This is a genomic window from Vibrio sp. OY15 (genome assembly GCF_000742455.1).
In the GTDB taxonomy this organism is placed as follows: domain Bacteria; phylum Pseudomonadota; class Gammaproteobacteria; order Enterobacterales; family Vibrionaceae; genus Vibrio; species Vibrio alginolyticus.
The window spans coordinates 590267-603965 of record NZ_JPIL01000001.1; the positions used below are offsets into that span (position 1 = coordinate 590267).

At 43.9% G+C, this 13699-nt stretch carries 13 protein-coding genes; 2 read left to right on the top strand and 11 right to left on the bottom strand.

The window, feature by feature from the left end; all coding sequences use genetic code 11:
* Positions 1 to 28: 28 nt before the first annotated feature.
* From IJ23_RS02555 to IJ23_RS02585, 7 genes are all read right to left on the bottom strand, one after another.
* Positions 29 to 1099 carry a glycosyltransferase family 4 protein gene (locus IJ23_RS02555; protein WP_033905256.1) on the bottom strand — a complete coding sequence of 357 codons (1071 nt, stop codon included), beginning with the start codon at positions 1097 to 1099 and terminating at the stop codon, positions 29 to 31.
* Positions 1074 to 2600 (bottom strand): sigma-54-dependent transcriptional regulator, encoded by a 1527-nt coding sequence (locus tag IJ23_RS02560; RefSeq protein WP_033905257.1) that lies wholly within the window; start codon positions 2598 to 2600, stop codon positions 1074 to 1076. Before IJ23_RS02560 ends, IJ23_RS02555 begins: the two co-directional genes overlap by 26 nt.
* 308 nt (positions 2601 to 2908) lie before the next feature.
* A complete protein-coding gene (locus IJ23_RS02565; protein ID WP_005377636.1) occupies positions 2909 to 3289 on the bottom strand; it encodes an Hpt domain-containing protein in 381 nt (126 codons plus the stop codon).
* A gap of 11 nt (positions 3290 to 3300) precedes the next feature.
* Positions 3301 to 3987 (bottom strand): AAA family ATPase, encoded by a 687-nt coding sequence (locus IJ23_RS02570; protein WP_033905258.1) that lies wholly within the window; start codon positions 3985 to 3987, stop codon positions 3301 to 3303.
* Positions 3987 to 6089: an SLBB domain-containing protein gene (locus IJ23_RS02575; RefSeq protein ID WP_033905259.1), complete on the bottom strand. Its 2103-nt coding sequence runs from the start codon at positions 6087 to 6089 to the stop codon at positions 3987 to 3989. Before IJ23_RS02575 ends, IJ23_RS02570 begins: the two co-directional genes overlap by 1 nt.
* Positions 6086 to 6952 carry an OmpA family protein gene (locus IJ23_RS02580; RefSeq protein WP_033905260.1) on the bottom strand — a complete coding sequence of 289 codons (867 nt, stop codon included), beginning with the start codon at positions 6950 to 6952 and terminating at the stop codon, positions 6086 to 6088. The genes IJ23_RS02575 and IJ23_RS02580 overlap by 4 nt, the downstream gene beginning before the upstream one ends.
* Before the next feature lie 26 nt (positions 6953 to 6978).
* Positions 6979 to 7299, bottom strand: a complete 321-nt coding sequence (locus IJ23_RS02585; protein ID WP_017634929.1) for an STAS domain-containing protein — start codon at positions 7297 to 7299, stop codon at positions 6979 to 6981.
* A gap of 423 nt (positions 7300 to 7722) precedes the next feature.
* Between IJ23_RS02585 and IJ23_RS02590 the strand changes: the two genes are divergently transcribed.
* The gene (locus IJ23_RS02590; RefSeq protein WP_017634928.1) at positions 7723 to 8568 is read left to right on the top strand and encodes a DNA ligase; all 846 of its coding nucleotides are present in this window, start codon (positions 7723 to 7725) and stop codon (positions 8566 to 8568) included.
* Between the two features lie 15 nt (positions 8569 to 8583).
* Here the strand turns inward: IJ23_RS02590 and IJ23_RS02595 are convergent, their stop codons facing one another.
* Both IJ23_RS02595 and IJ23_RS02600 read right to left on the bottom strand, forming a co-directional pair.
* Entirely contained in the window at positions 8584 to 9582 is a 999-nt protein-coding gene (locus tag IJ23_RS02595) for a DUF3080 domain-containing protein (RefSeq protein WP_081886388.1), read from the bottom strand.
* Positions 9583 to 9715: 133 nt separating this feature from the next.
* The gene (locus IJ23_RS02600) at positions 9716 to 11086 is read right to left on the bottom strand and encodes an MATE family efflux transporter (RefSeq protein ID WP_005377626.1); all 1371 of its coding nucleotides are present in this window, start codon (positions 11084 to 11086) and stop codon (positions 9716 to 9718) included.
* A gap of 392 nt (positions 11087 to 11478) precedes the next feature.
* Here IJ23_RS02600 and IJ23_RS02605 point away from each other — a divergent pair, with 392 nt between their 5' ends.
* Positions 11479 to 12090: a riboflavin synthase gene (locus tag IJ23_RS02605; protein WP_005377625.1), complete on the top strand. Its 612-nt coding sequence runs from the start codon at positions 11479 to 11481 to the stop codon at positions 12088 to 12090.
* 75 nt (positions 12091 to 12165) lie between these two features.
* Here the strand turns inward: IJ23_RS02605 and IJ23_RS02610 are convergent, their stop codons facing one another.
* Both IJ23_RS02610 and IJ23_RS02615 read right to left on the bottom strand, forming a co-directional pair.
* Positions 12166 to 12360: a CPXCG motif-containing cysteine-rich protein gene (locus IJ23_RS02610; protein WP_017634925.1), complete on the bottom strand. Its 195-nt coding sequence runs from the start codon at positions 12358 to 12360 to the stop codon at positions 12166 to 12168.
* Between the two features lie 253 nt (positions 12361 to 12613).
* The gene (locus IJ23_RS02615; protein ID WP_033905262.1) at positions 12614 to 13480 is read right to left on the bottom strand and encodes a fructosamine kinase family protein; all 867 of its coding nucleotides are present in this window, start codon (positions 13478 to 13480) and stop codon (positions 12614 to 12616) included.
* Positions 13481 to 13699 lie beyond the last annotated feature (219 nt).

The window sequence follows — 13699 nt, forward strand, 5'->3', positions numbered from 1 at the left end:
TCATTCTCATATTGAGAACCAATATGGATTAGTGATCCGTTTCAATTTGATATTTTTGTAGCAATACGGGAATCACACTTTGCGCTGAGAAATCATCAATGATGGTTTGTCGAGCATTCTGGCGAATGAGTGATTGTTGCGCTTCACCAATCGACATCCAGTCATGAAGACATTTAGCAAGAGAGGGAATGTCTTCGACGATAAAACCATTTTTACCCGTTTGGATAATATCTGGAAGACGACCTACACGTAAGCTCATCACGGCAATGCCTCTCGACATGGCTTCAAGCGCCGCCATTGGAAGACCCTCATAACGAGAAGAAATGATAAGTACACTGATATTTTCCCAAACACCTTCCATATCGGTTTGATGGCCGAAGAAAGTCACATTTGAAGGGGCAGTTTGATTAAGCGACTCTTTTTCCGGGCCATCACCGTACACACTAAACTGTAATGTTGGACAGAGCCTCGCTACCTCAATAAATTGATCGGCGCCTTTTTCCTGACTCAATCGGCCGACAAAAGCGATCTCCTGATAGTTGAGTTGACTGTTGGGAATCGAAACAAAGTTATTCAGCAGTTCTGAAGAACAAAAAACTTTGCGCTGAATACTTGGACTGACAGCAAAGCAATGGTCAGATAGGCTGCCGGAGCTTCTATCAAGCCAATCGTATAGCCATAGTTTCCCTGAGGACGATTCACCAGCATGATAAGTTGAAATCAAACGAGGAAACGTACGGGTGAGCAGTTTGGCGCAGCGCGACAAAATCGACGCTTTATAACCATGGGAGTGAACCACTGAGGGTTGGTGATTGGCGACGGCGCTTGTTAGGTGTTTAATTTTTAAAGCTTTATTGGGCTCGCCAGACAAATAGTTTAAGTAACTCACAGGGATCGCGGCTTCTTTTGCCTTCTGTACAATCTGAGCGGCTGGCGAATACTCAGTGGTTAGCACAACTCGAGCTTTGTTTCCAAAGGCGATTAATCCCCGAGCTAGCTCGATAACGTGACTTTCAATGCCGCCGAATAGACGGCTATCAAGCAAGATCCAAATTTCACCAATGGCAGGTTTATCAAGATTGTTCGAGATTAATTTCATCCGCTTCCCACGCTTGTTTTTTTCGGTAAACCGTAGATGGGCTTAACTCCAGCATGACAGCGGCGTTGAGGACGTTGCCATCACAGTACGCGATTGCGTTTTGAATTGCTTCACGCTCTACTTGCCACATAGGACGAATGGTTCCATCAGAGTTAAAGTACGGTGAGGTAGCAGCAGAGGACGGTGTACCAGGCAGCTCCGCTGCGGTAATCGACGGTTCGACCGCAGAAGGTGAAGGTTCCTCAGTATAAACAGGTGGTGGTGTGATTGGTACAATGTTTGCTGACTCTTGAGCAACATGCGCAGGCGTCGTTGTTTTCGTCACTTTAGACTTTTTAGTAAGTTGAGCGGGTAGGTGGCTCACCGTGACTTTTTCGTCGTTATTAAGCACCACAATGTTACGTATGATGTTTTGTAGTTGCCTTACATTACCCGGCCATTCGTAATGCTTGATGATATGTTGAGCTTCGCTGTCGATTGTTGAGAATTTCTTTTTGTCCTGTTTGGCGTAAGTGGTCAAGAAGTGCTTGGCAAGCGTGACAATGTCACTTCCTCGTTCACGTAATGGGGGCATATCGATAGGTATAACGTGCACACGGTAGTATAAGTCTTCACGAAAACGACCTTCTTCTACCTCTGTTAATGGATCTCGGTTAGTGGCACAAATGATTCTCACATCCACTTTCATTTCTCGAGTGCCACCAAGAGGGGTGTAAGTGCCCGTTTGTAGAAAGCGGAGCAACTTCTTTTGCATCTCTAGTTCCATTTCACACAGCTCATCAAGAAAAAGCGTGCCACCATGTGCCAGCGTCGCCGCACCTTTTCGATCTGTTGTTGCTCCAGTAAAGGCCCCTTTAACGTGACCAAAAATCTCACTTTCCATCAAATCTCGTGGAATAGCCCCACAGTTAATTGCAATAAAAGGCTTGTCTTTACGGTCGCTCTGGCGGTGGATGGCTTCAGCACAAACTTCTTTACCTGTGCCGCTTTCTCCCACAATAAACACACTGGCAGAAGTTGGCGCAACAGCATCAATGGTCTTGTATACCGCCTGCATCGGGAGGCTTGAACCGATGAATCCGTGATAGTTGTGGCGATCAAACTTGGACTGAATATTTTCCACCAAATCTTCCAATTTGGCGCGTTTGAGGTGCAATGCGACTGATGTTTTTAGGCGATCAGCGTTTATGGGCTTTTCTAAGAAATCTTCCGCACCTTTTTGAATTAGATTAACGGCTAAGTCGACGCTGCCGTGTGCCGTAGCAATAATAACGGACGTAGGAATGTCATTCTGGTTGATCCAATCCAACACGTCTTCGCCAGACATGTCGGGCAGTTTCAAATCGAGAATGATGAGCTGAGGTTTGCTTCTTTCAATAAATTGAATCGCTTCGCGACCTGTCTCGACATGAAAAATGTCATAAGGTTCGTCTTTCACATACTGCTTATAAAGTATGGCTAGTGAAGTAGAGTCCTCTACCAGTAACACCCTTGGTCTCATAGTCCCATCCCAACGTAGTTTGTTTCATTTTTTATGATTTTTGTCAGCACTACTATTTGGCGTTATGAGTGGTTTATTGCTCTCTAGTGCTGAAAATTCTCAATTTGAGAAAAGCGTTATTTAAGTATTAGCACAAGGTAGGAAATTTGCGAAAAATCCATACTTTTTAATTGATTAAGTTATGCCCAAATAACTTCAAGGTGTGTGGCTTGGCGAGGGTGACTGAATTTGGAGCCTAAATTTCTGAGATGATGTAGGCATCGCGCTTTATCAAACGCGATGCTTCGCTAGGGAGTAAGACACTGATACTACTCAAACCCTTGAGCTTTTCGCTTTTCTAACGCATCAAACGATTCATTGGCGAGTTGAGGAAGTGTTTCACAAAGCTCCAATGCTTTTGGTATTTTTCCTTCGACACAGTACTTCTCAATCATTCTTGCTTGTCTTGAAAGCGTTCGATTGCCTAGAGCGAGAGCAGAACTGCCCAGTGTGTGAACCTCGAACTCTAATGTTTGAAGGTCTTTTGTGCTTAATGCTTGCTCTATTTTCTCCATGCGATCGCGTGACTCTTCGACATAGTGATCAATCAAGGTAGGGATGATTTCGGCGCACGTATCTTTGATCATTTGCTGAAGAATATGCTCATCCACTAATTCTTGCTCGATAGTCAATGTGTTATTTATCGTCATAATAGCGCTCCCTATAACATAAACAGTTCGCTTTTTTTAATTTGCTGAGACAGTTTTTCTTTCCACTTTTTTGGTAAGAAACGCAGCTTGGAAACTTGGCGGATTAACTCATCTTTCAGGCTTGGAGTGTGCTTCATGTTCAGTACAGAACCAATCAAGTTCGCATCGCTAGCATCGAGTAGCTTTTTGGCTTGCTCGAGCTGGGTTGCAGTCGTAGAACCATAATGCGCTACTAACAAAGTAGCATCACATACGCCAGCAATCACTTGAGGCGCAATATTGCTTCGGTTGACACTGAGAAGTGGTGATGTATCTATCACGACGCGCTCGTACTGCGTTAACCATTGTGCAATGTTTCGTTTCAGCATTGTTGGGTCTCGGTACGCTAACTGAGTGCTGGCGAGAGATGGAGCAGGGAGGCCGACTAAAGTTTGATGTGTATTCTCTCGTGTGATCAAATGGCCAACCTTCTCGTCATCATCAAAGTCGTGAACAGTGTGATAAGCGGGTTTGAATAAGTTAAGGTCTACATACAAAGTATTGTGGCCTGCTAAAACCAAGCGCTCTGCAAGAGATGACGCCACGGAAGTGACACCATCTTCAGATTTACAACCCACAACACAAATCGTTTTGTGGCCTTTCTGTTCACTCTGAAGATAAATTTGCTCAATTTCAGCGTGAGTTGCAGGAATAGTCATTACAACGCTCCTATTAACACGATGGTTGTGGTGATTTGTAAAATATCTCTTAATCCGGCCCTCGCTTTTTCAACAAAGCTTTCGTCTTTATGGGGAATGTAAATCGTGTCGCCTGCGCGAATGACTGGCAGCTCATAAATGTTGGCTGTTTTACTAAAGTTCACCAAATCAAATGTTCGGGCTTGGCCCTGGCAGCAAGACATATTGACCACACTGATCTTTTCAAGGTAGGCATTGTCAGTTGGTCCTCCTGCTTCCGCTAACAGATCAAGCACAGTCATGTTGTCATTGAATACGTATCGCCCTGGGTCTCTTACTTCACCTAATACGCGTACCGTGGACTCTTTTGAACGATCTAACCAGTTTTTGTTTTTTTCTGGAATGTAAATGGTATCACCAGGACGAACGTGGGGCAGAATTGATTCATCACCTGTTTCAAAGTACATCGATAAATTCAATTTACTCACTTTGGCATAACCTAGGCCTCGGTGTGTGACACGGATGTTGTGAATATCTGCATCCATTGTCGGTCCATCGGCGGCAGACAAAATATCCAGAAAATGCATATCTTCAGTGAAACGATAGCGCCCAGGTGCATTGATTTGCCCGAAAACGTATATCGATGCGTCAGAGCTTTGGCTTACCCATTGCGATTTATTATCGGATGGGTCGTCAGGCAATGCATGTACCCTTACGACTGTACCAGCGGAAACTTGAGGTAGGCTTGATGTTGGTGAGCCATCCAGAATGTATTGGTCTAAGTCAAATTGTGTCATTTGACCGTTATTGGCGACTTCAATTTTGGTGGTATCAGCTCGTCGAGTTGGGCCTCCAACGTGTGCAAGCAGATCAATCAAATCCATTTCGTCTGACCACTCGATGCGTCCAGGGCGAACAACTTCTCCCATCACTGCGACCGCTCGACTAGGTGCTACTTTTAACCAAGACTTCTCATTGAAATCGGTTTTCTCCGGCACGAAAATCGCGTCTCCTGGTCCAACATTTGGTGGTCTGGCTGAAGATAGTCCTTCTGTATGCGCGGTAAGATCGAATTTGATGACTTTGCCATCGGATTTTATAACGCGAATTTGGCGAGATTCTGCGTAGCGAGTGGGCCCGCCAGCGTTGGCGAGGATATCCATGAAGCTAGCGCCTTGCTTGCCTTCGTATGCCCCAGGATGGGCGACTTCACCCATCACGTAAACCACATTTGCACCTGCTTTGATTTCTTCTTCCTGTTTTGGGACAAAGATGGTGGCACCTGGCAGGATCTCCGGCAGTAGGCTTTGGTCTCCAGTATCAAGGTACTTTTTCAGGTTAAACATGGTTGGGTTATTGTTTGTTATCACGCGAATTTGCTCAACACTGGCATATCGTGTCACGCCGCCAGCTCGCATTACGACATCAACTAGCGTGGTGTTTGGCTTGTATGAGAACGAGCCAGGTGCGTTGACTTCACCAAAGACTTTGATTGCACGAGCGGAATCTGCGCTGTCACCTGAATTCGCGAGTTTTGCTGCATCAAACTCTTGCTCAATATTCCCTACGAGTGGGGAAGCGGGGACAAATAAGACATCCAGTGATTCTAGTTTTGGCAGTTGGCTATTGTCACCCGTATCAAGGAAGCGTTTGTAGTCAAATTCAATGTTTTTATTTCCACGTTTCACGATCATTTTATCAAGCTGAGCCCCAGCGCGCAGGCCGCCAGCTTCGTACACAAACATTTGAATGTTGGACCCAGAAGGTAAGGTATATTCACCGGGTTTGACCACGTAGCCTTGAACGGACACTAACAACTGTTGCTGTTTAATAAAAACTCGAGCGTTGTTAACGTCACGATACACGGTCTTTAGCCTGTCGATAATCACGTCTTGGAGTTGTTTTTCATTGTAGCCGGCCACTAATACAGGGCCGACTTCTGGTAAATTAATTCGTCCACGACGATCAACCTGAAACCCTTGGTTTAACGACGCCTCTCCAGGTAAGTTAATCTGTATTAAATCACCGACCTTAACAGTATTGCTCTCATCCGCTATGGAAGAAGGTACCCACGCGACCAGACACAACAACATTAAGAGGATAAATGGTTTCATCGTGTTCATAGCGCGCCTCCTGCCGTTGGGTTGCGGTTTATTGAGCTATCGCTATCTGAATTAGGGCTAATAACCTCGATGCTTACTCGACGATTAGTTAAACGCACGGCGGATGTTTCACCTTCATAGAGTGGCAGGTTATCTCCGACAGATTTGGTAGTGACTCTCTCTGAAGTGATACCAAATACGGTTAGGTAACGCTTTACTTGTTCCGCACGCGCTTGAGCAAGTTTCTGGTTGTAATCGGGTGTTCCAGTTGCATCCGCATGCCCCGTTACTACAAGAGATAGGTTGGGGTGGTCACGTAAAATGTAGGCTGCTTCTGCCAAATGTCCCATGTACTTCGGGTTGATTTCTGCTGAATCGACAGCAAACTGGTTGTCGATATTAAGTAGTGCATAGATATCCGAGACTATGTTTAGGTCGCTACGTAGAGCTTCAATATCATCGGGCGGTGTGCAAGTGGTTTGGCTCAGTACGTAGTCGAGTTGTTGTTCGAGCTGGTTTAAGCGTCGACGCTGAATCACAAGGTCGTTAGCAGCGTCGAGTAAAAGCCCACCTTCTAACTCGCGCGCAATTCTATTTTGTTTTTCAAGGGCCTGAACAACTGCCGCAGGAAAACACCAGCGCGCGCCCTCTTGGATTAGTGCGTCTAGATGTAACTTGGTCAGTTGCCAATCAAACCTTAACCCATGTTCTGGACCTAAAGGCTCGTCAGGCATCACTGGGGAAAACTGATAATTCTCGATCGAGATATCTTGATAGCTTTCAGCCAAGCCACCTTTCCCGTGTTCTGGGTAGTCAAACGACGAACAACCAAACATGCCGACAACAAGACCGCTTACTGCATATCGTCGTAAAAGATTTACCATGCCAACCTCCGTTTAAACCGGTATTTTTAGTGTCCTTTTGAGTTAACGGGAATGGCATGGTTGATACGAAGCAAGCTCATGATTTCTAAAGGTTGGCCTGATACGTTTTCAATACTCATGCTTCTTTCACGTTCAACTAGACGCTTATATAAGTAAACAATGGCACCAATCCCTGAAGAATCAAGAAATTGGACGTGCTGTAGGTTAATTTCGACTTCTTTGTGATGATTGTTGTGAATTACTTCATCAATGTGATGTTGTGCTTGTCGACAGCCACTTGCGTCTAAGTCACCAAAAAACTCAATGGCTAACTTGTCTTGATTGATTTCTAGTTTGCGTAATTCCATGACTCTGTCTCCGTTTGTTTTTCTAATTGGATATAGAGCAGGTAACGTGCCAATTTGAAATTAATTAAAAATCAAATAGTTAAATATTGTTAATGATATTGTTCAATTTGAGAAAGGACTGATTCTCAAATTGAGAATCAAAAACGCACAGAGAAATGGTTTGCTTATAAGAGGTTTTGAGCCGAAAGAAGTCGTTAGACCGGGGGAGGCACGTCATGATTAGATTCCAACTCGATTGACGAACCATCCGCCATACGAGAATAATGTGTAACGACTAAATGCAAAACCTGTCTAAAGTTTATGATTATCTTTGCAAATTATTACTAATGTTGATTGTTATGAGTCGAAGAATAACTAGTAATAAATAGGTCATCGAGAGGACTTACGTTTCAATAAAGGCGATTTTTTGTACAAGGTCTTCTTATGCCATTAAAAATGACATTAATTGCGCTGGCTGTTATGGCAGCGTCTTCACAGCCTCAAGCGGATACGTCTCTCGCACCACCAGTTTCTCTTGCACAAAGCTATCAGGATGGCATTGATGTGTCTGAATATTGGTATAGCGAAAAACTTGATGGTGTTCGCGCTTATTGGACTGGGCAACATCTCGTGACGAGAAATGGTAATCGAATCTACGCCCCAGATTGGTTTACAGGACCTTTACCTGATTATCCATTGGACGGTGAACTTTGGGCTGGGAGAGGTAATTTCCATCTTGTTCAGCAAACGGTGTTAGATAAAACTCCTGTAGAGTCTGCTTGGCGACACATCGACTTTATGATCTTTGATATGCCATATTCCGCTGGTGATTATCGGAAGCGTTATTACAACATCAAAGACTTAGTGCTTGAAGTCGACCAGCCTCATATCAAATATGTCGAGCACCGAGCGATTCAAAATGAAGCTCATCTGTTTACACAGTTGGATAAAATTTCAATATCCGACGGTGAAGGGGTGATGTTGCGGAAGGTATCAAGCCGCTATCAGGCTGGACGCGGTAGTGATTTGCTTAAACTAAAACGATACGCAGATGATGAAGCGTTAGTTGTGGGTTATAAGCCAGGAACAGGGCGCTTATTAGGTATGATGGGAGCAATGTTAGTTCGCTTACCAAATGGCATTGAGTTTTACATCGGTAGCGGATTTACCGATGAAGTGCGTCGCCAGCCTCCGAAAATTGGTTCAACCATTACATTTAGATATAACGGTTTTACACATACTGGTAAACCGCGTTTTGCTCGATTCTTGCGTGAAAGGTTGAAGGAATAGAACGCTCTGCACTTACTAGTTGCCAACGGTTACGCCACATCGTTTGAAGAGACCCTGCCAAAACTGAACGTGGTTTAGGGTTTCTTGCCTAAATGTCCTATGTGCCTCAATGATGCCATACTGGTGACCATGGAGTTGCATACGGTTCTCCACCAAGGTGGCACCATCATTAAGTTGTTGATAGGTACTGTCTAAATAAGCCAAATAAGGTTGCACTTCTTCAACGTAAATGGATTGAAAGACATTTCTTAAGTAGCGGAACTGAGTGGTGTCTCTGTTCGGCCCGCACAATACATTGCTCTGTTTCTGCTCAAGTAGCTGAGTTGTCGCTTTTAACCAAAGGGATGTGTTTACCATTGAATAGTAAAGTCGTCCGAGTAAACGAGATTTCTCTAACTCTTCTTGATATTGCGTAACTTCCACGTCGGGTAGACGTGAGACCGCGCGGTGGGGTAAATCATACATTTCGCTGAAAATACGATAGACATCGTTAATGCGTGCAATATCATTCGTCGTATTTTGAGATAGCCAATCAGAGGCAGTTAGTTGCTTTTGCATGGCGTCACTTACGAGTAGTAAGTTGTCGAGATGAATGTCTAAATGTTGCCACTTGGTTGCGTAAAGCTCTGCCAATGTCGCGCGTTCTTCATCGCTAAGTGGAAATTCGGATAAACATCGATTCATGACTCTTAAAAGGGCAGTTTGATAATCAAAATCATGAAAGGCATCCTGCACCTTTCCAAGTTGTGAGTTTTTCTCGGCAAGTAAATTAAAGAGTCCGCACTGTCGTAATTGATAGCTCTCTAGCAGGCCAATAGATAGCCTTGGCAATGGCTCGAACAAAACGCGTTTCGCAGGAATCGTTACCGTAGACTGTAATGTTATTGGAATAGCAGGAACTTCCAATACATTGGCTACACGTTGATGATACTTATCAAACATGGCGTTCTCTGGATTGAACCAGTTATCACAACCATTAAGAATCAAGATTAAGAACAATAAAATAGACCGCACAAATATCCTTTTTATAACTTCGTATCCGTTGTCTAGAGAGCAAAATCAACCGCTTCGTAATCTTGTTATAAGTATACTCAACCGTGTGATTATTCGATCAAAAAAGCCAGCGGAAGCTGGCTTTTTTTACTTTTTATTGAACTGAAAAGTTCAATTGCACTTCTGGCTCTTGGCGATGCATCCAACGCATTCTGACGCCTAACATAAAGGCCGCAGAAGATAGGCCGATGATAAAACCAAGCCAGAAGCCTTGTGCTCCCATTGGCTCGACAATCCAGTCTGTACGGCCAAGGACGTAACCAATTGGCAGCCCAAGAATCCAATAAGCAATAAAAGTACGGTTGAAGATGGCTCGCATGTCTTTATAGCCGCGTAATGCACCAGCTGCGATCACTTGAACCGCATCCGTACATTGATAAACAGCGGCAAACACGAGCAGGTGCATCGCTAGAGTGATTACCTCTGGGTTGCTAGTATAAAGCTCGGCGATCCACTCGCGAGACAAGACGGTTAAAATCGCTGTGAGAACGGACAATGCTAGACCAACCATAATGCCGACTCGTGACGCTACGCGCGCGCCATCTACGTTTTCTTCACCAAGTCGATGGCCTACACGAATGCTTACTGCTGCACCAATACTCATTGGTAGCATAAATACCAACGAGGAGAAGTTAATCGCGACTTGATGCGCTGCCACAATGATAGGACCCAGTGGTGAAACGAGCAGTGCAACAACAGCAAACAGTGTCACTTCAAAAAACAGCGCTGCTGCAACAGGAAAGCCGAGCTTGAATAGACGAACTTGCGCTTTCCATTGTGGGCGATGCCATTCTCCAAATAGGTTGATGCTTTTCAATCGCTCTGATGTCATCACATACAGCAATAGCATGGCAAACATGACCCAGTAAACAATCGTGGTTGCTACACCACAGCCAACGCCGCCTAATTCAGGTGCACCAAACTTGCCGTACACGAAAATCCAGTTTAGAGGAATGTTGAGCAGTAAACCGATAAAGCCAATAACCATTGCCGGTTTCGTCAATGACATACCATCCGTAAAGCTTCTAAGCGTTTGGAAAAGTAAAAAAGCGGGTACTGCTAGTATAACGGCATGAATGTATCCCACCGTTTTTTCAGCCATCAGTGCTTCAACATCCATCAGCCCGAGAATAAACTGGGTTTGAAGCAGGACTGCAATTATCGGCACACTGATCAGCAATGCCAAAACGACGCCTTGCTGAATTTCAAACGGGATTTTCACTCTACGACCAGAGCCATTTAACTGTGCGACAACAGGGACCAATGCCATTAATAAACCCACCCCAAACAAAATGGATGGTAGCCAAATACTTGAAGCGACAGAAACCGCAGCCATGTCGGTGGCGCTAACGCCGCCAGCCATTACGGTATCAACAAACCCCATACCAGTTTGAGCGACAGATGCGATCAATACCGGGGTCGCCAATTTGATAAGACTTGATGCTTCTTCTTTATAGCGATGCACGAAAAATACTCCAGAGCGGAACAATAAGTTGAAAGAATGAGAGTACTCGAGGGCAAAAGATGTGGTGAACGGATCTGATGGTTGATTTTAGTCACGATAAGGTGAAAAAATGCCTCGGAGAAACTCCGCGCAAATGATAAACAATTGTATGTTTATATTCCATAGCTAGGTAGTGAATAGTCGATAACACTGACTGGACGCTCTCCAAGCTAAGGATACGCTTTTACTGAGAACAGCAGCGAATCATGGTAATGTTGAAGCATGCATGAGAACAAACCAGTGTTCATTAAGCCATGGCTTTATCGTCTGCGGTCTTTATTTCCGACCTGTAGCGCAGTGTTTAGGGCTTAGTCTTCGACTACAGTTGGTATTAAATCAATAGGTAAAAAGAAATGTTTACAGGAATAGTTCAGGGTACGGCGAAGGTCGTTAAAATTGATAAAAAAGAACGCTTTCAAACGCACGTTGTCGAGTTAAGCGATGAACTTTGTAAAGGGTTAGAAATTGGTGCATCCGTTGCACACAACGGATGTTGTCTAACTGTGACTAAGATCGAAGGCAACCTTATCAGTTTTGATTTAATGCAAGCGACATTGGCTCTTACTAATTTAGGTCGGCTGGTGGAAGGGGATAGCGTAAACATTGAGCGCGCGGCTAAGTTTGGTGACGAAATAGGCGGGCATAGCATGTCTGGTCATATTAGTTTAACGGCAGATATTGTCGATATCATCGATACGCCCAATAACCGCACGATTTGGTTCCAACTGCCGCAAGAATCAATGAAATATGTATTAGCGAAAGGTTACATTGGTTTAGATGGCTGCTCGCTAACTATTGGTGAAGTTGAAGCGTGTCGTTTTTCGGTACACCTAATTCCAGAAACCTTGCAGCGAACGCTTTTCGGAGTGAGACAAGTAGGGGAGCGTGTTAATATTGAGTTTGATCCTCAGACTCAAGCAATTGTTGATACTGTTGAGCGCGTTCTTGCAGCAAAACAGCTTTAGAATGAGAAAAAGGAGCCTAGTGCTCCTTTTTCATTTAAGCGTTTTTATATTTCTGATGTTCACATGCTCGAGCTGCTATTCGTAATTGTCATCGATAAATAGTTCGACCTTATCTTGTAACTCATCCACTCGCATATTTAGGTGGATAGCGTGGCAACAAGCTGGGCAATCATCATAAAACTCTTGGTCACCATTACTTGCATCCAGTGTAATGCCGATAGAGTGTCCGCAATGCGGGCACTTTACATACCTTTCGGTATAATTTTTCATACAACAACTCCTAATCTCGCAGGGCTTTTAAACACACTATTCATCAAGGAAGTACAGCCCTTTACTTACTTTGCCTACAAGGAAAATAGGCACAATCCAAAGTTAAGTCTCCTTTGATATTAGGCAGAGTTGTTGCTAATTGAGTCGAAATAAGTACAAAACTTGACCCCAAACTCAACCTTGAGCTTAGGGTGATTTTCTGTAGTGATGTGCCTCGAGATTTTACATCTTGAAATATGCAGTGGCTTCCAAATTAATAAGAAATGATTTTATTAATAACCAGTTGAGCCTGTTCCAAGTAATGGCCGCCAAACAAATTACAATGGTTGAGAACATGGTAAAGGTTATAGATATCTTTACGTTCCTCATAGCTTGAAGAAAGTGGCATAACCGATTCGTAGCCTTGATAAAATTCTGGCTGAAATCCACCAAAAAGCTCTGTCATCGCAATATCACACTCCCTGTCCCCCCAATAACACGCAGGATCGTAACAGATAGGACCGAATGCAGTGAGTGCCGCATTTCCATTCCATAAATCGCCATGCAACAAAGAAGGTTCCGGAGCATGGTTTGCTAGCCGCTGTTTTACGACGTCGATAAAGTCATCGATATCAACCAAGGTGACGCCTTTTTCTTTAAGGAGCTGTAATTGCCAACCTATGCGTTGCTCAGCAAAGAATACACACCATTTCTTGTGCCATTTGTTGGGCTGTAGAGTCGAACCGAGATAGTTGTCGGTATCAAAACCAAACTCTTTTTGCTCACCCCAATGGTGTAGGTGAGCTAATTGCTGCCCAAATTTAAAGCTGTTGGGACCATCTTCTAATGGTTTCGTTGGAAGGTAGTTAAGAATTAGGAATGAGGCATTTTTGGTTTTACCAACCAATACCACCTCAGGTACAAATAGGGTGGATGTTTCACGCAAAAGATGCAGGCTTTCAGCTTCTACCTCAAATTTAGACAAAAACTCGCGATCGTTAATTTTCACAAAATAACGTTGCTCGCCATCATTGATCATGTAGCTTTCACTGATATCCCCACCAGACAGCCTTACTTTTTCCGTGATCTGGTAATCGAACAATAAAGTATCAGAAAGCTGTTGCGATATTGCTTGCCACATACAAAACCTCGCGAATCTATTTGACCACCAATAGTTTAGGATAAATAGCAGGGAGTTGGCGCTATGTTGAGCATACTTAGTAAAGAAACCTTCCTCTTAGTGTAGTCAATTTGTATAAATGTGAATCAAATCGCTTATAAGCCTCTGATTTGTTGGCTTAGCATATGGAGATGAACGTTTACAACAGGTATTATGATTTTTTTGACGTTAGTTCCATTG